General features: G+C 60.4%; 13 protein-coding genes. 1 reads left to right on the forward strand and 12 read right to left on the reverse strand.

Annotated elements, in window-relative coordinates:
• Positions 1-45: 45 nt before the first annotated feature.
• From recN to aqpZ, 8 genes are all read right to left on the reverse strand, one after another.
• Positions 46-1,719, reverse strand: coding sequence for a DNA repair protein RecN (gene recN / locus RHSP_RS10250; RefSeq protein WP_004116037.1), 1,674 nt, complete (start codon positions 1,717-1,719; stop codon positions 46-48).
• Positions 1,720-1,731: 12 nt separating this feature from the next.
• Positions 1,732-2,601: an outer membrane protein assembly factor BamD gene (locus RHSP_RS10255; protein WP_004116038.1), complete on the reverse strand. Its 870-nt coding sequence runs from the start codon at positions 2,599-2,601 to the stop codon at positions 1,732-1,734.
• A 286-nt stretch (positions 2,602-2,887) separates the two neighbouring features.
• The gene (gene lpxC / locus RHSP_RS10260; RefSeq protein WP_004116040.1) at positions 2,888-3,844 is read right to left on the reverse strand and encodes a UDP-3-O-acyl-N-acetylglucosamine deacetylase; all 957 of its coding nucleotides are present in this window, start codon (positions 3,842-3,844) and stop codon (positions 2,888-2,890) included.
• Between the two features lie 329 nt (positions 3,845-4,173).
• The gene (gene ftsZ, locus RHSP_RS10265) at positions 4,174-5,910 is read right to left on the reverse strand and encodes a cell division protein FtsZ (protein WP_037151049.1); all 1,737 of its coding nucleotides are present in this window, start codon (positions 5,908-5,910) and stop codon (positions 4,174-4,176) included.
• Between the two features lie 103 nt (positions 5,911-6,013).
• Positions 6,014-7,345: a cell division protein FtsA gene (ftsA, locus tag RHSP_RS10270; protein WP_037151052.1), complete on the reverse strand. Its 1,332-nt coding sequence runs from the start codon at positions 7,343-7,345 to the stop codon at positions 6,014-6,016.
• Positions 7,342-8,274, reverse strand: coding sequence for a cell division protein FtsQ/DivIB (locus RHSP_RS10275; RefSeq protein WP_004116046.1), 933 nt, complete (start codon positions 8,272-8,274; stop codon positions 7,342-7,344). Before RHSP_RS10275 ends, ftsA begins: the two co-directional genes overlap by 4 nt.
• Positions 8,262-9,188: a D-alanine--D-alanine ligase gene (locus RHSP_RS10280; protein ID WP_004116047.1), complete on the reverse strand. Its 927-nt coding sequence runs from the start codon at positions 9,186-9,188 to the stop codon at positions 8,262-8,264. Before RHSP_RS10280 ends, RHSP_RS10275 begins: the two co-directional genes overlap by 13 nt.
• A 302-nt stretch (positions 9,189-9,490) precedes the next feature.
• On the reverse strand, positions 9,491-10,177 hold the full coding sequence (aqpZ, locus tag RHSP_RS10285) for an aquaporin Z (protein ID WP_004116048.1): 687 nt from the start codon (positions 10,175-10,177) through the stop codon (positions 9,491-9,493).
• Between the two features lie 255 nt (positions 10,178-10,432).
• Between aqpZ and RHSP_RS10290 the strand changes: the two genes are divergently transcribed.
• Positions 10,433-11,764 carry an MFS transporter gene (locus RHSP_RS10290; protein ID WP_004116049.1) on the forward strand — a complete coding sequence of 444 codons (1,332 nt, stop codon included), beginning with the start codon at positions 10,433-10,435 and terminating at the stop codon, positions 11,762-11,764.
• A gap of 92 nt (positions 11,765-11,856) precedes the next feature.
• On the opposite strand, the gene murB is transcribed toward RHSP_RS10290, so the two are convergent.
• The 4 genes from murB to ftsW form a co-directional block, all read right to left on the reverse strand.
• Positions 11,857-12,831, reverse strand: a complete 975-nt coding sequence (gene murB, locus RHSP_RS10295) for a UDP-N-acetylmuramate dehydrogenase (RefSeq protein WP_004116050.1) — start codon at positions 12,829-12,831, stop codon at positions 11,857-11,859.
• Positions 12,828-14,243, reverse strand: coding sequence for a UDP-N-acetylmuramate--L-alanine ligase (gene murC, locus RHSP_RS10300; RefSeq protein ID WP_004116051.1), 1,416 nt, complete (start codon positions 14,241-14,243; stop codon positions 12,828-12,830). The genes murB and murC overlap by 4 nt, the downstream gene beginning before the upstream one ends.
• Complete coding sequence (gene murG, locus RHSP_RS10305; RefSeq protein WP_004116052.1) at positions 14,240-15,361, reverse strand: undecaprenyldiphospho-muramoylpentapeptide beta-N-acetylglucosaminyltransferase; 1,122 nt, start codon at positions 15,359-15,361, stop codon at positions 14,240-14,242. Before murG ends, murC begins: the two co-directional genes overlap by 4 nt.
• Before the next feature lie 171 nt (positions 15,362-15,532).
• Positions 15,533-16,687, reverse strand: coding sequence for a putative lipid II flippase FtsW (ftsW, locus tag RHSP_RS10310; protein WP_004116053.1), 1,155 nt, complete (start codon positions 16,685-16,687; stop codon positions 15,533-15,535).

A 16,687-nucleotide genomic window follows, 5' to 3' on the forward strand; every position in this document is an offset into this window, starting at 1 on the left:
AGCACTCAAAACAAAGGGAAAAATCGAACGCTGAGATAAGGCGCGTCAGCCGTTGCCCGAGAGCAAACGCTTGGCAGCCGCCCTCGCCTCTTCGGTCACCGAAGCGCCTGCAAGCATGCGGGCGATTTCCTCGGTGCGGTCCTTCGGCTCCATCGTCGCAACGCGCGTGGAAATCTTTTCCGAGCCATCCGCGACCGGTCCCTTGGAGATCAGCAGATGCGTCGCGGCGCGCGCAGCGACCTGCGGCGCATGGGTGACGGAAAGCACCTGCACACGATCGGACAGGCGCTTCAGCCGCTGGCCGATCGCATCGGCGACAGCGCCGCCGACGCCGGTGTCGATTTCGTCGAAGACGAGTGTCGGCGCCGAGCCGCGATCGGCGAGCGCTACTTTCAGCGCGAGCAGGAAGCGCGACAGCTCGCCACCGGATGCAACCTTGGTGATCGGACCTGGACGCGTGCCCGGATTGGTCTGAACATGGAACTCGACGACATCGATGCCATCAGCCGTACCGGCTTCGGGATCGCTGGTGATCTCCACCATGAAACGCGCCCGCTCGAGCTTCAGTGCCGGCAATTCCGCCATGACGGCGGCGGCAAGGGCTTCTCCCGCGTGATGGCGCTTTTCCGAGAGGCTGCGCGCTGCAACATCATATTCCGCCTTTGCGGCCGCCAGCTCGGCATCCAGGCGGGCCAGCTTTTCTTCGCCAGCATCGACATCGGCAAGATCGGAAACCATGCGCTCGGCGAGAGCCGGAAGCTCGCTGACCGGCACCGAATATTTGCGCGACGCTGCGCGCAGCGCAAATAGCCGCTCCTCGACCCGCTCAAGTTCGCGCGGATCGTATTCCGTCTTGCGCAGCGCGGTCTCTACTTCCATCTGTGCATTGGAGAGCTGGTCGAGAGCCGCGTCGAGCAGCGCCACGGTATCCTCCAGCAAGCCCGGCGCCTCATGGCTCTTGCGCTCGAGCCGGCGGACCAGCGAAGCTATATGCGGCACGGGCGAGGCATTGCCGTTCAGGAATTCCGAAGCCTCGGCGATATCGCCGGCGATGCGCTCGGCCTTCATCATCCGCGAGCGCTTTTCGGCCAGCTCGTCCTCTTCGCCGTCCTGCGGCGACAGCTTCTCCAGCTCTTCGACGGAAGCGCGCAGATAGTCGGCCTCGCGGGCCGCCCTTTCCACCTGCTCCCTGTGCTTCTTCAAGGTGCGCTCGTTATCGCGCCATGTCCTGTAAAGCCTGCCGACCCCTTGCGCCTCTTCCACAAGACCGGCGAAAGCATCGAGCAGCATGCGATGCGCATCCGTATCGACAAGCGCGCGGTCGTCGTGCTGCCCGTGAATTTCGACGAGAAGCTGCCCGATCTGACGCATGAGCTGAACGCTGAGCGCCTGATCGTTGACAAAGGCCTTGGTGCGGCCATCGGCCGATTGGACACGGCGGAAGATGAGATCGCCGTCGTCATCGATACCGTTTTCGCGCAGAAGCTTGCGGGCGGGATGTTGCGTGCCGACGTCGAAAACCGCCGTCACCTGGCCGCGGTCCTCGCCGTGACGCACGAGCCCGCCATCGCCGCGCCCGCCAAGGGCCAGCGACAGGCTGTCAAGCAGGATGGATTTGCCCGCACCCGTCTCGCCGGTCAGCACAGAAAGTCCGGACTCGAAGGCAAGATCCAGCCGCTCGATCAGAACGATATCGCGGATCGAAAGCTGGATCAGCATCTGCGCTCAATCTCACGTCCCAAGAAGAAGTTTCTTGCCCGCTCTGGAAATCCAAGAACCGGAGTTTTCGCTCGGCTCCACGCCACCCTTCTTCAGCAGCGCATAGGAATCCTTATACCAGCGGCTGTCCGGATAGTTATGGCCGAGAACGGCCGCTGCCGTCTGGGCCTCAGGCAAGATGCCCATCGCGTAATAGGCCTCGACCAGACGCGCCAAAGCTTCCTCGATCTGGTTGGTCGTCGGATACTTCTCAACGACGATGCGGAAGCGGGAGATGGCGGCAAGATAGTCCTTGCGCTCAAGATAGTAGCGTCCGACCTGCATTTCCTTGCCGGCGAGCTGGTCACGGGCAAAGCGGATCTTCTCCTGTGCGTCGCTGACATATTGCGACTTCGGATAGTTGGTGACCAGCTTGCCCATCGCCTCCATCGTCTGCTGCGCCGCACGCTGGTCCTGCGTGACGTCGACGATCTGCTTGGCATAGGACGAACCGACCAGATACTGGACGTAATCGGCATCTTCAGAGGCCGGATACTGCCGCAGGTAGCTGTTGCCTGTCTGTACGGCGTCGTCGTAGCGACCCGTACGGAACTTCACGAAGGTGCTCATCACCATCGCCTTGCGCGCCCATTCGGAGAAGGGCTGCTGCTGGTTGATGGCGTCGAACTTCTTGCCGGCCTCGGTCATGTTGCCAGCCTTGATGTTGGCAAGGCCCTGATTGTAGAGCAATTCCGGCGGATCGGTATCGACACCGAGCTTGGTGATGTCGATATCCTTCTTCGTATTACAACCGGTCACCACAGCACTGGTACCAGCCAGGAGAAGCGATACGAGCAAAGCCCGTGCTGCGATATTCATGCTTTCAGACCTTGCAAAACTCATCGGATCACTGTCCCACTAGCCGTCGTTGCAGAGACGGCGTTCTCTCGCTGGCGTTTCTAGCCGCAAAAACACCATCAGGGCAACGCATTGATGATGCATTAACGCATTTTTGTGGCAAAGACCGGATTCCGCAGGCTTTAATCACTGTTTTAACAGGGAATTTCTTTGCCGGTCTGACTGACTTTCATGTCTTGCTCCGACCAAAGACTAAGCTTGTGAGTCTCCTGTCAAAAAAAGAGCCGCTCCTCATCGGAGCGGCACTCTATTTCATCACGATTGCGAAAGATCACGCCGACCAGGGCGCGAATTCCGGGGCATTCACCGGAACGAAATCGCGGCTGTGGGCACGCTGACGCTGTGCCGAGGATTCGACCACGTCATAAGCACTCGGATCGCTCAGCAGCGCCTTCAGAGCATTCGCGTTCATCCGATGGCCGCCGCGATAGGAGCGGTAGTGGCCGATGAACTGCGCGCCCGCAAGCGCGAGATCTCCAACGGCATCGAGCGTCTTGTGACGAACGAACTCATCCTTGGCGTAACGCAGGCCCTCGACGTTGATAACCGTGTTGTCGTCGGAGATGACGACGGAATTCTCAAGCGACGAACCCAGCGCGTGGCCCGAAGCCCACAGGCGTTCGACATCGCGCATGAAGCCGAAGGTGCGGGCGCGCGACAGTTCGGTCTTGAAGGTCGCGGCGGTCAGGTCGCCTTCCCATTTCTGGCGGCCGATCAGCGGGCATTCGAAATCGATCTCGACCTCGAATCGCGTGCCGTCATACGGGCGAAACTCGCACCAGGAGCCGCCAGCCTCGATACGGACGGGCTTGGTGACGCGGATATAGCGGCGCTTGGCGCTGAGCGAGACGATGCCGACCTGCTCGATGGCTTCGATGAAGGGATAGGAGCTGCCGTCCATGATCGGCATTTCGGAGCCGGTGACTTCCACGACGACGTTATCGAGGCCGACCGCGTAGATCGCAGCCATGACATGCTCGACCGTCGCAACGGAGCGCGCCGGAGAAAAGCCGAGAACCGTGCAGAGATCCGTATTGCCGACCTGCGAGGAAACGGCGCGCAGCTCGGTCACATCGCCATTGCCATGCAGGCGCTGGAAAACGACACCGGTGCCTGCCTCAGCGGGATAGAACGTAATCGACACATTGGCGCCGGAATGAACGCCGATACCCGAAAGTGTCACAGGGTTTGCAATCGTGGTCTGAAAACCTAGCAATCCAATTGCCATATAATTCTGCCTTCGTCTGTCTGATCCATGCCGGGTGGCCATCTTCGGACGCTTACCCTTCTCGCCGGCTCAGTCTGTTAACTATCCCGCTCCGTCACATGAGTTTGTTGTCAAATGTGATTCCGCAGGCTTGCTTGGTATCTACATACGCGCCGGGGCATCGCATTCCAAATCACTGTTTCTTTCGCATTGTTACGAAAGCAGCCTATTGAATTTGTTTGATAATCTCGGATGTAGCAGCAAGTCTAAAATAGGGAAATCCGGAGCCTTGCGACCCCGGATTTCGTCAAGATGGTTAGCAACCTATTAAAAGGTCGTTCAGCATCAAGTCAGTTCGACTGGCGGCGCAGGAAGGCCGGAATCTCGAGCTGATCGTCTTCATGGCTCGCCATGCGTGCCTGCGGAGCCTGACGACCCTGGTCGTCGAGGTTGCCGCGACGCGGAGCGTAGAGGCTGGCTTCCGGCGACGGTGCACGGCGCTGCGGCGCTGCGTTCGTCGGGGCCATCATGTCATCGAAGGCCGGATCTTCTTCGCGGCGGCCGAGCGAATTGGTGATTCGCTTCAGCAGACCCATCGGTCCACGCTCTTCAGTGGCCTGGGGGGCTGCCGGCTGGGCGCGGTGTTCCATTTCGGCCTTAACGACCGGCGGGAAATCCTCGACCTTCGGCATGCGGACCTGTTCAGGAGCCTGGCGGATGATCGGCTGCTGATGCATGACAGGCGCCTGCTGCTGGGGCTGCGGCTGAACCGGAGCCTGACGGACCGGCTGAGCCTCGGGAGCTGCTGCGAAGATACGGCTCTGCGGACGGAAGTTATCTTCCGGCGCTGCGGCCTGCGGCATTACCGGCTGCTGCTGCACATGAGCCTGACGGCCCATCTGGAATTCCAGTTCGCGCTCGAGATCGGCCTCAGCCGCACGAATGGTCTGGGCAACCGGGTCCACAGTACGAGGAGCCGGAGCGGCAGCCTGTGCGATTGGGGCCTGCGCGACATGGGCAGGCTGAGCTGCGGCCGCTACCGGAGCGGCGGCCGCGGAAGGACGCATAGCCGGCTTCGCGGCCGGACGGAATTCCATGCCTCGGTCGGCAGCTTCGTTCATCGCGCGATCGATGCCGGTTGCGACGACGGAAACGCGGATGATGCCCTCAAGCGATTCGTCGAAGGTGGCGCCGAGGATGATGTTGGCGTCAGGATCGACTTCTTCGCGGATGCGGGTTGCGGCTTCGTCGACTTCGAACAGGGTGAGGTCGCGACCGCCGGTGATCGAGATCAGCAGGCCCTGAGCGCCCTTCATCGAGGTTTCGTCGAGCAGCGGGTTGGCAATGGCGGCTTCGGCAGCCTGCATTGCACGGCCCTGGCCCGAAGCCTCGCCTGTACCCATCATGGCGCGGCCCATTTCGCGCATGACCGAACGGACGTCGGCGAAGTCGAGGTTGATGAGACCTTCCTTCACCATCAGGTCGGTGATGCAGGCAACGCCCGAATAAAGGACCTGGTCGGCCATCGAGAACGCGTCGGCGAAAGTCGTCTTGTCGTTTGCGATGCGGAAGAGGTTCTGGTTCGGAATGACGATCAGCGTGTCGACCGACTTCTGCAGTTCCTGGATGCCCATTTCGGCGAGACGCATACGGCGGCCGCCTTCGAAGTGGAACGGCTTGGTCACGACGCCGACGGTCAGGATGCCCTTGTTGCGAGCGGCCTGTGCGACGACCGGTGCGGCACCCGTACCCGTGCCACCGCCCATGCCGGCGGTAACGAAACACATATGCGTGCCATTGAGGTGGTCGATGATTTCATCGATGCACTCTTCAGCGGCTGCACGGCCGACTTCCGGCTGCGAACCGGCGCCGAGGCCTTCCGTGACGTTGACGCCGAGCTGGATGATCCGCTCCGCCTTCGTCATGGTCAGCGCCTGCGCATCCGTGTTGGCGACGACGAAATCGACGCCCTGCAAGCCTGCCGTGATCATGTTGTTGACGGCATTGCCGCCACCGCCACCAACACCGAACACGGTGATTCGCGGCTTAAGCTCGGTGATATCTGGCTTATGCAGCTTGATAGTCATTGTACCCGTTCCTTCTCTTTATGGCCGCATCGCCACGCCGGCCAATTCACTCGATTTCACTTGCCTGACGCTTACCCGGAGAAACGATCTCCGGATCAGGCACTCAAAAACTCTCTTTCAACCATTGGCCGACACGGCCGATCCGGCTGTTGTTACCCCCAAGCGACGAGAGCAGACCGCTACTCGGCGCATGTGTTTCCATGTCTGCGACCTGCGGATAAATCATCAGGCCGACCGCCGTCGAAAAAGCCGGCCCCTTGGCTGCCGTCGGCAGACCGGACACGCCCATCGGACGACCGATGCGGACATTGCGGGCAAGGACCCGGCGCGCCACATCAGGCAGACCGGTCAGCTGGCTGGCGCCGCCCGTCAGGACGACACGCTTGCCGACGATCGGGCTGAAGCCCGAACGCTGGATGCGATCGCGAATGAGTTCGAGGGTTTCCTCGATACGAGCCTTGACGATGCGCGACACGAGCGCCTTCGGCACCTGCGTCGGCTGGTCACGCTCATCTTCGCCGATCGGCGGGATGGAAATCAGTTCGCGCTCTTCCGAGGAGTTGGCGAGCGCGGAGGCATGGACGACCTTCAGACGCTCCGCATCCTCGATGCGGGTGGACAGGCCGCGAGCAAGGTCCGTGGTGACGTGATGGCCGCCAAGACTGACGGCATCGGTATGCACCAGCTTACCTTCGGCAAAGACAGAGATCGTCGTCGTGCCGCCGCCCATGTCGATCGCAGCGCAGCCAAGCTCGACTTCGTCGTCGACGAGAGCGGCAAGGCCGCTTGCATAGGGTGTCGCCACCATGCCTTCGACCGAAAGATGCGCACGGTTGATGCAGAGTTCGAGGTTGCGAAGCGCTGCGCGCTCGGCAGTTACCACATGCATGTCGACGCCGAGAGCGTCGCCGAACATCGCCAGTGGATCGCGGATGCCGCGCTCGCCGTCGAGCGAGTAGCCCGTCGCCAGCGAATGCAGCACGGCACGCTCCTGGCGGACCGACTGCTGGCAGGCGGCAGCCAATACCTTTTTCAGATCGTTGGCTTCGACTTCCTGCCCGCCCAGGTCGATGGTCGCGGTGTAGATGTCGCTGCCGAGGCGACCAGCCGAGACATTGACGATCAGGCTGTCGACCGTGAGGCCGGCCATGCGCTCGGCGGCGTCGACGGAGAGCCGAACAACGCCTTCCAGCGCATCGAGGTCGGCGATGACGCCGGTCTTGATACCGCGGGAGCGTTGATGACCGATGCCGATGATCTCGATGTTATGCGTGCGGTTCGGCAGAACCTGGCTCTCTTCGCGCGGCGTCAGACGGCCGATCATGCAAACGACTTTCGTCGAGCCGATATCGAGAACCGAGACGATGTGCGACCGCTTGGAAGATAGCGGCTTCAACCGCGGCAGGCCGAAATGGGACGAACCGAATAAGCTCATGTATCCTGCCCTGCTTTCTTCAAAGCCTTGTTTCTTGCATCGACCGCGGCCTGGCGTCGAAGCGTTGCGTCCGGGGTTAATTCTATTGCGGTACGATCTGCGAGACGAAGATCCACGGCAGCGATGTCGCGCTGCAGAAGGTTCTGGTCCTTGTCGAGCTTGGTAAGCCGTGCCAGCGCGCCATCGATATTATCTTCCGGCAGCCTGACGATCACGCCATTGTCCAGGTACAAATCCCAGCGACGGCCGGCGACACGGACGAATGCCTTTACCTGAGCATGAATATCAGGCCACTTGGCAAACGCCTCCTCGACAGAAGCCGCCGAGGCCTCCGCATCACGCCCGACGAAGAGCGGCAGCTTGGCAAACTTGTTGTCGCGCAGCGGCGCAATCACGCTGCCGTCTTTCTGGATCAGCGAAAGCTCAGCGCCGTGCTGCCAGATGGCATAGGCCTTGCGCTCTTTCAGCTTCACCTCGACGGTCCTCGGATAAACCTTGCGAACCTCGACATTCTCAACCCAGGGCAGATTGGCAATCTTCTGGCGGGCAGCATCCGCATTGAGGGCCACGAGCGAGGTCGTACCATCGAGACCGAGCAGTTGCAGGATTTCGATTTCGGATGTCTCGTCGTTGCCGGAGACCTTCACGTCCTCGATTGCAAACCCGGCAGCCGACGTTGTCGCCTCCGCAACCACCTGACCGTGACCGCCGACGGACATGCCATAGAGGCCGGTTACAGCAAAGAGCATGACAGTCGCAACCGTGCCGGTGTGAGCAGGGATGTTGATGCGGCCCGAACCGAGGCTGACCAGGAAGCGAACGGCGCGACGCAGCGGGCGCGGCAGAACGAACGCATCCTCAACGTCGTCGATGGCGAGCGGGACGCGATGATGGGACCGCCTCATATTTTTGACCGTCAGCGCAAACAAGACGCGTCCTCCACCATCCACCGGAGAAATTCACCAAACGAGTAGCCGGCATGAGCGGCCATTTCGGGCACCAGCGAGGTAGGAGTCATGCCGGGCTGAGTGTTGATCTCCAGCCAGACAAGTTCACCCTCTTCGGAAAAGCGATCATCGAAACGGAAGTCAGATCGACTGACGCCGCGGCAGCCGATAGCTTCATGCGCCCTTAACGATAATGTTTGTATCTTTTGGTAAAGATTCGGTGAAATTTCCGCCGGAAGGACATGTTTTGATCCGCCTTTGGCATACTTGGCGTCGTAGTCGTAGAAGCTGTGGCCGAGCGGTACGATCTCGGTAACACCCAGAACCTTGCCTCCCATGACGCCACAGGTCAGCTCACGGCCATGAATATAGCGCTCGACCAGCACCTCATCGCCATAACGCCATTCCGAAGACGTTACGATTTGCGGCGGATGCGCCTGATCTTCCTTAACAATCACGACACCGAAGCTCGACCCTTCGCGCACCGGCTTGACAACATAAGGCGGCTTCATCGGATGCTCGCCGACGATGCGGAAACGATCCATGACGCGCGAAGCTGCAACAGGAATGCCAGCCGCAGCCGCAACCGTCTTTGCGCGAGCCTTATCCATCGCAAGCGCCGAGGCGAGCACGCCGGAATGGGTATAGGGAAGCTGCAGATACTCGAGGATACCCTGGATGGTGCCGTCTTCGCCGAAAGGCCCATGCAGCGCATTGAAGACGACATCGGGCTTCAACTCGGCCAAACGGCTGGCGACATCATGATCGACGTCGACACAAGTAACCTGAAAGCCTTCGGCTTCGAGGGCATCGGCGCATGCCTTTCCCGAGGAAAGGCTGACAGGCCTTTCCGAGGAAAATCCGCCCAAAAGGACAGCCACATGCTTGGCACCCATCAATACCCCCGACCTCACGGTCTCTGCTCTGCTTTTGCCGGGCCTCGCCTAACAGCGATTCTCGCCCCGCTTTCAATAGGTCGATTAGAACGACATTAAGGTTAATGAAGCGTTTACTTTCGTTAACTTTCAGCCGCTCTGCCGATGTCCGAATGGTTCGAATCAAACCGATCTAAAGAATTCTGCCATTAGATTCAGAGAGTTGCTACTTTTGAAATCGCTACATTTAGATTTTTCAAACAAAGAGGCCCGCATCGAAGGATCCGATGCGGGCCTGAAAGCCTTAAAAAGGCACGATGATTTTACTCGCTATCGTCGACCAATTTCCAGACGAGTCCCCCCAACGCACCCCCAACGATCGGTGCGAGCCAGAACAGCCAAAGCTGCTGCAGCGCCCAGCCGCCGACGAACAGGGCCTGACCTGTCGAGCGGGCGGGATTGACCGAGGTGTTGGTGATCGGGATGGAGATCAGGTGGATCAGCGTCAGCGCCAAGCCGATGGCGATCGGCGCGAAGCCGGCAGGCACTTTGCCGCTCGTCGATCCGAGAATCACGACGAGGAAGAACAAAGTCAGCACGATTTCGGCCACAAGAGCCGACACCATGGAGTAGCCACCGGGAGAATGCTCGCCATAACCGTTCGCGGCAAAGCCGCCGAGCTGAAAGTCAGCCTTGCCGCTGGCGATCAGATAAAGCACGGCTGCAGCGACAATGGCGCCGACAACCTGTGCGACGATATAGGGAATGAGCTGCCTACCGGGAAAACGGCCAGCCACAGTCAGACCGACCGACACGGCTGGATTGAAATGCCCACCCGATATGCCGCCAACGGCAAAGGCCATGGTCAGCACAGTCAGACCGAACGCGAAAGCGACACCAAGAAAACCGATACCGAGGCTCGGAAATGCCGCTGCGAAGATCGCGCTGCCGCAGCCGCCGAATACGAGCCAGAATGTTCCAAGAAACTCAGCTATGAGCTTTTTCTGCATGAAATATTTCCCCTTTGCCCTCAACCGCAGCGAAAATCAGCCATTTATGAAAAGATTCCGGGAAGGCCTCGCCGGAAACACGCCCACGCTGTGACAGACACTCGCCCAGTTGCTCGCGAATCAACAATTGCGGCTAAATAATAGCATGCAACCAATGATTTCTTGCGTAGTCGGCGTTTGCGTTGAACAAAAATTAGGCTAAGGACAGATTCTGTCCGCTAAGTACCCCTTAGAATAGTCCAAAATGGTGGGAACATGACTGACGCGATATCTCCTTTATCGCCGACTCCCTCGTCATCGAACAACGCTGTTGCCAATTCCCCGGCGCGTGTTCTGATCGCGAGCCTTATCGGCACAACGATCGAATTCTTCGATTTCTACGTTTATGCGACGGCGGCGGTTATCGTCTTTCCGAAGCTGTTCTTCCCTGCAAGCGATCCGACATCTGCAACGCTGCAGTCCTTCGCAACCTTTTCCATCGCCTTCTTCGCCCGTCCGATCGGCGCGATGATCTTCGGTCATTTCGGTGACCGTATCGGCCGCAAGGCGACGCTCGTCGCAGCCTTGATGACCATGGGCCTCTCGACCGTGGTGATCGGCCTGCTGCCGACCTATGCGTCGATAGGCGTCCTCGCACCGATATTGCTGGCACTTTGCCGCCTCGGCCAAGGTCTTGGTCTCGGCGGCGAATGGGGCGGCGCAGTGCTGCTCGCCACGGAAAATGCTCCGGAAGGCAAGCGCAGCTGGTACGCGATGTTCCCGCAACTCGGCGCTCCCATCGGCTTCATCTTGTCCGCCGGCCTTTTCCTCATTCTGCGCGAAAGCATGGCCGATGCGGACTTCCTCGACTATGGTTGGCGCGTCCCGTTCCTGATCAGCATCGTGCTTGTCGTCGTCGGCCTCTATGTCCGTCTGAAGATTACGGAAACCCCGGAATTCCAGCGCGCCATCGAGAAAGAAGAACGGGTTTCCGTTCCGATCGCGGTCATCTTCCGCTCGCATCTGCGCAGCCTCATCCTCGGCACCATCATCGCGGTTGCGACCTTCGTGCTGTTCTACTTGATGACGGCCTTTACGCTGAGCTGGGGCACCAGGCCTCCGGGCAACGGTCCGCTGCCGACAGGTCTTGGCTATTCGCAGGGCCAGTTCCTCGTCGTTCAGCTTGTCGGCGTCGTCTTTTTCGGCCTGACCATTCCGCTCTCCGGCCTGTTGTCGGACCGTTATTCGCGCCGTCTGGTTCTAATCCTGACGACGGTCGCCATCCTCATCTTCGGCCTGTTCTACTCGTCGCTGCTGACCGCCGGCCTTGCCGGCGCCTTCATCTGCTCGATCATCGGCCTGGCGTTGATGGGATTCACTTACGGTCCGATCGGCGCCGCGCTGGCTGCGCCCTTCCCGACCACCGTGCGCTATACCGGTGCCTCGATGACCTTCAACCTCGGCGGCATCGTCGGCGCGTCACTGGCTCCCTATATCGCCACATGGCTCGCAACCACCTATGGCCTCGTCTATGTCGGCTACTATCTAGCCGCAGCCGCCCTGCTCTCGCTGATCGGCATCCTGCTCTCGGGCAATGACGAAGTCTGAGGATTTTAGCATAACCAATTGAAAAGGCCGGGTTTTCACCCGGCCTTTTTCTTGAATCATTTTATGAAGTTCGAGCCGATCGCGGCACCGACCTATTCGGTCGTGACACCCTGGAACGGGCGCACTTCGCGGCCGGGCATGAAATGGCCGAGGCGCTTGATTTCCCATTCCAGCTTGACGCCGGAATTCTCGAAAACCTCGCGACGCACCTGTTCGCCGAGATATTCCAGGTCGTAGCCCGTCGCCTGCTCCATGTTGATCATGAAGTTGCAATGCAGCGACGACATCTGCGCACCGCCGATGACAAGACCGCGGCACCCGGCTTCGTCGATCAGCTTCCAGGCGGAAAGACCCTCGGGGTTTTTGAAGGTCGACCCACCGGTCTTCTCACGAATGGGTTGAACCGTCTCGCGGTGGGCGCGCACGGCGTCCATCTCGGCGCGGATCTTGGCGCGGTCTTCGGGATAGCCCTCGAAAAGGACATGCGTGAAGATCAAGTCCTCGGATGCATCCGAGTGCCGATAGCTGTAGCCCATCTCTGCGTTGGTCAGGACGTGCTTCTCACCCTTTCGGTCGATCGCATGCACTTCGACAACGCGTTCGCGGGTTTCAGCGCCATTGGCGCCGGCATTCATGCGCGCGGCGCCGCCGATGCTGCCTGGAATGCCGTAGAAGAAATGGAAACCGCCGATGCTGTTGTCCATCGCCATGGCCGCGACATGCTTGTCCGGGCAGATGGCGCCGGCCAGAATGCGGTTCTCGCCGGCAAGCTCGACGGCGCCGAAGCCTTTGGCCGAAAGCCTGAGAACGACACCCGGGATGCCACCATCGCGCACCAATATGTTCGATCCGACGCCGACCACGGTCAGCGGCACCTCTTCCGGCAGGATCTTCAAAAACGCGATCAGGTCGTCCGTGTCGTGCGGCTGGAACATCAGCTCCGCCAATCCGCCGGCCCGGAACCACGTGACGCGATCCATCGGCGCGTCCGGCGTGAGCCGTCCCCTGATATCCTTTACGCTGTCGCCGAGCGACGCCAGAAGCTTTTCCCCATTAACCTGTTTCATGCGGACTTACCCGAGAGGCCTTCCAATTCCTTTGGCAATGCAGCTGCCCAATATGTGATGCTGCCAGCCCCCAACAAAACCACAAAATCACCCGGTTGCGCAATCTCCGCAACCATGGCGGCAAGATCTTCCTGTGACGAGAGGTAGCGCGCGTCGCGATGCCCGCCTGCCTTGATGCGCGACACCAGCGTCTGCGAATCCGCACCTTCGATAGGGTCTTCACCAGCGGCATAGACCGGCGCCAGGAAGATGCTGTCGGCATCGTTGAAGCAGGCGGCAAATTCTTCGAAAAGGCTCGACAGACGCGTGTAGCGATGCGGCTGATGCACGGCAATGACGCGGCCGTTGCAGGCTTCTCGCGCAGCCTTCAGCACGGCCTTGATCTCGACCGGGTGATGACCATAATCGTCGAAAACCTTCACGCCGTTCCATTCGCCGGTCAGCGTGAAGCGCCGCTTGACGCCGCCGAAGGAGGCCAGCCCCTTGGCGATCGCCTCGTTGGAAATGCCGAGCCGGTTGGCAACGGCAACCGCCGCCGTCGCATTGGAGATATTGTGGCGTCCGGGCATCGGCATCACGAGATCCTTGATATGGATCACCTTGCCAGTACGGCGCCTGCGAATTTCGACATCGAACAGCGACCGCGTGCCCTCGACGCGCACATTCATGAAGCGCACGTCTGCCTGCGGGTTCTCGCCATATGTGATGACCTTGCGGTCCTCGATACGGCCCACGAGCGCCTGCACTTCCGGATGGTCGATGCACATGACGCCGAAGCCGTAGAACGGCACGTTCTCGACGAACTGCCGGAAGGCGGCGCGGACGGCATCGAAATTGCCGTAGTGGTCCAGATGCTCCGGATCGATATTGGTAACGACAGCGACGTCGGCCGGCAGCTTCAGGAAGGTGCCGTCGGATTCGTCGGCCTCGACCACCATCCACTCACCCGCGCCCATGCGCGCATTGGTGCCATAGGCATTGATGATGCCGCCATTGATGACGGTGGGATCAAGCCCGCCGGCTTCCAGAAGCGTCGCAACCAGCGATGTCGTCGTCGTCTTGCCGTGCGTACCGCCGATGGCGATCGCATTTCTGAAGCGCATGAGTTCGGCGAGCATTTCGGCACGACGCACCACCGGCAGCAGCTTCTCGCGCGCAGCAATGAGTTCCGGGTTGCTCTTCTTGATGGCAGTGGAAACAACCACGACTTCCGCGTCGCCGAGATTCTCCGCCTTGTGACCGATATGGACCGGAATGCCCTTGTCGCGCAGCCGTTGTACGTTGGCGCTTTCCGACTGGTCGGATCCCTGCACGCGATGGCCGAGGTTATGCAACACCTCGGCGATCCCGCTCATCCCGATGCCACCGATACCGATAAAATGCACAAGGCCGATTGCCTTCGGCAGCTTCATACGCCTGCCCCCTTGAATTGCTGAATTGAACGTCCCCCGGCAATAGCCTCAACCATGTCGGCAAGCAAGTTAGCCGCATCCGGCTTGCCGGCCTGCTTGGCTGCCGCCGCCATCTTGGCGAGCTTTTCCGGCATGGTCATGGAACCGCGCAGGATCGTGGAAAGCTTCTCCGGCGTCAGCTCCGATTGCGCGATGACCTTGACACCGCCGGTTGCCGCAAGCGCCGCTGCATTGGCCGCCTGATCGTGATCGAGCGCATGTGGATAGGGCACCAGGATCGCCGGACGGCCGATGACCGCCAGTTCAGATACCGTGGAAGCGCCGGAACGGCAAAGAACCAGATGCGCCGCGCCGATGCGCTCGGCCATGTCGGTGAAGAACGGCGCGACGTCGGCGCCCATCTCCAGCTTTCTGGTGCAGCTGTTGACTGTCTCCATATCCTCCGGGCGCACCTGCTGCGTGATCCGCAGCCGCCTGCGCAGCGGCTCTTCCAGCAGGCTGATGGCCGTAGGAACCGCCTTCGAGAAATACTGTGCGCCCTGGCTGCCGCCGAACACCACGAGATTGAACGGTGCATCCGGAACGGAAGGCACGTAGGGCCGCTTGGCCGCTTCGATGACGGCTGGACGCACGGGATTGCCCGTCGTGACCGTCTTCTCCGCAAATGCGCCGTCTTCGGACAGGAAACCGCCCGCAATCGCCCGCACCCGCGTTGCCAGCATCTTGTTGGCGCGGCCCATGACGGCATTCTGCTCATGCAGCATCGAAGGCACGCCCATGCGCGTCGCTGCAAGCAGCGGCGGAACTGTCGGGTAGCCGCCGAAACCGACGACGCAGACGGGCTTGATTCTCTGGATCAGCCTGCGTGCGGCGCGCATACCCGTCCACAGCTTCCACAGGGCGCCTGCAACCTTCAACGGGTTCTTCGAACCGATCGTTGCCGACGGCACCACATGGATTTCGTCGGCCGGAAATTTGCCGGCATAGCGTTCGGCGCGGCTGTCGGTGACGAGGTGCACGGAATATCCGCGCTCCTTCAGCTTATAGGCCAGCGCTTCGGCCGGAAATACGTGGCCGCCGGTTCCGCCGGCGGCAAGAAGGACAATGCCTTTACTCATAATTTTCGCTCCCGCGAAGACCCCATTACTCGGGGCATCTCCCTGATATAGGAAGTCGCCACGACCGCGTCATCAGCGCGGACCAAGCCTCCCTCATAGACCGGCGCCTGTGCAAAAGCGACCGGAGAATGAACGGGAAGTATGGGGTGGAGTAAGGGCAAGTCCACGATATTACTCCGCCGGCAATCCATGCGTTACACGGAACATGCTGCGATCCTGCGCACGCTTTTCCGGACGATGACGCGTCAGAGCCAGAATGAACCCTGCGGTCACGCAGATTGCGGTCATCGACGAACCGCCGTAGGAAATCAGCGGCAGAGTCATGCCCTTGGCCGGCAGCAGCTGCAGGTTCACGCCGATGTTGATGATCGACTGAATGCCGATCTGCAGCACCAGGCCGGCAACCGCGAAACGGTTGAAGTCGTTCTTCTCCCTGTAGGCATGCGACAGGCCGCGCAGCACAAGGAAGGCGAAGATGCAGACGAGCACCATGCAGAAGATCACGCCGAATTCTTCGGCGGCCACCGAGAAGATGAAGTCGGTATGGGCATCCGGGATGATGCGCTTGACGACGCCCTCGCCGGGACCGACGCCGAACCAGTTGCCATGGACGATCGCCTGTTTGGCGGTATCGACCTGGAAGGTGTCGCCCTCGCCGGTCATGAACTTATTCACACGTTGCGCCACGTGATCGAAGACGTAATAGGCAGCGACGAAGCCACCGGCGCCGAAGCCGCCAAGCACGATGATCCAGAGCCAGGGCATGCCGGCCATGAAGAACATGCCGCCCCAGACGGCCGTCGTCAGGATCGTCTGCCCAAGGTCCGGCTGAGCGACGAGCAGCGCGACGACGATGCCGAAGAGAATGATGGCGAAGAGATTGCCGGGAATTTCCGGCTGGCGCGCATGCTCGGCAAACAGCCAGGCGCAGACGACGACGAAAGCCGGCTTCATGAATTCCGAAGGCTGGATCGACAGCGCCGCGATATTGACCCAGCGCCGCGAGCCCTTGACCTCGATCCCGAAAAACAGTGCGAAAAGCATCATCGCCAGCGAAACGATCAGCAGAATGACCGCCGTGCGCCGTACCTGACGGGGCGTCATGAAGGAAATGCCGATCATCGCCGCGATCGCCGGGATCAGGAACAGGGCATGGCGCTTGACGAAGTGGAATGGCTCGAGCCCGATGCGCTCCGCCACCGCAGGAGACGCGGCGAAGGAGAGCATGAAACCGATGCCGATCAACAGGATGAAAAGGGCAAGGAATACACGGTCGATGGTCCAGAACCATTCGGCCAAGGCCCCACGTTCAACGCGGCTTACCAT

The organism is Rhizobium freirei PRF 81 (assembly GCF_000359745.1).
Classification (GTDB): Bacteria; Pseudomonadota; Alphaproteobacteria; order Rhizobiales; family Rhizobiaceae; genus Rhizobium; species Rhizobium freirei.

Bases quoted from the DNA above. Each gene is read 5' to 3' on its own strand.
- recN (WP_004116037.1), bottom strand. From the start codon at position 1,719: ATGCTGATCCAGCTTTCGATCCGCGATATCGTTCTGATCGAGCGGCTG.
- RHSP_RS10255 (WP_004116038.1), bottom strand. From the start codon at position 2,601: ATGAGTTTTGCAAGGTCTGAAAGCATGAATATCGCAGCACGGGCTTTG.
- lpxC (WP_004116040.1), bottom strand. From the start codon at position 3,844: ATGGCAATTGGATTGCTAGGTTTTCAGACCACGATTGCAAACCCTGTG.
- ftsZ (WP_037151049.1), bottom strand. From the start codon at position 5,910: ATGACTATCAAGCTGCATAAGCCAGATATCACCGAGCTTAAGCCGCGA.
- ftsA (WP_037151052.1), bottom strand. From the start codon at position 7,345: ATGAGCTTATTCGGTTCGTCCCATTTCGGCCTGCCGCGGTTGAAGCCG.
- RHSP_RS10280 (WP_004116047.1), bottom strand. From the start codon at position 9,188: ATGGGTGCCAAGCATGTGGCTGTCCTTTTGGGCGGATTTTCCTCGGAA.
- aqpZ (WP_004116048.1), bottom strand. From the start codon at position 10,177: ATGCAGAAAAAGCTCATAGCTGAGTTTCTTGGAACATTCTGGCTCGTA.
- RHSP_RS10290 (WP_004116049.1), top strand. From the start codon at position 10,433: ATGACTGACGCGATATCTCCTTTATCGCCGACTCCCTCGTCATCGAAC.
- murB (WP_004116050.1), bottom strand. From the start codon at position 12,831: ATGAAACAGGTTAATGGGGAAAAGCTTCTGGCGTCGCTCGGCGACAGC.
- murC (WP_004116051.1), bottom strand. From the start codon at position 14,243: ATGAAGCTGCCGAAGGCAATCGGCCTTGTGCATTTTATCGGTATCGGT.
- murG (WP_004116052.1), bottom strand. From the start codon at position 15,361: ATGAGTAAAGGCATTGTCCTTCTTGCCGCCGGCGGAACCGGCGGCCAC.
- ftsW (WP_004116053.1), bottom strand. From the start codon at position 16,687: ATGGTAAGCCGCGTTGAACGTGGGGCCTTGGCCGAATGGTTCTGGACC.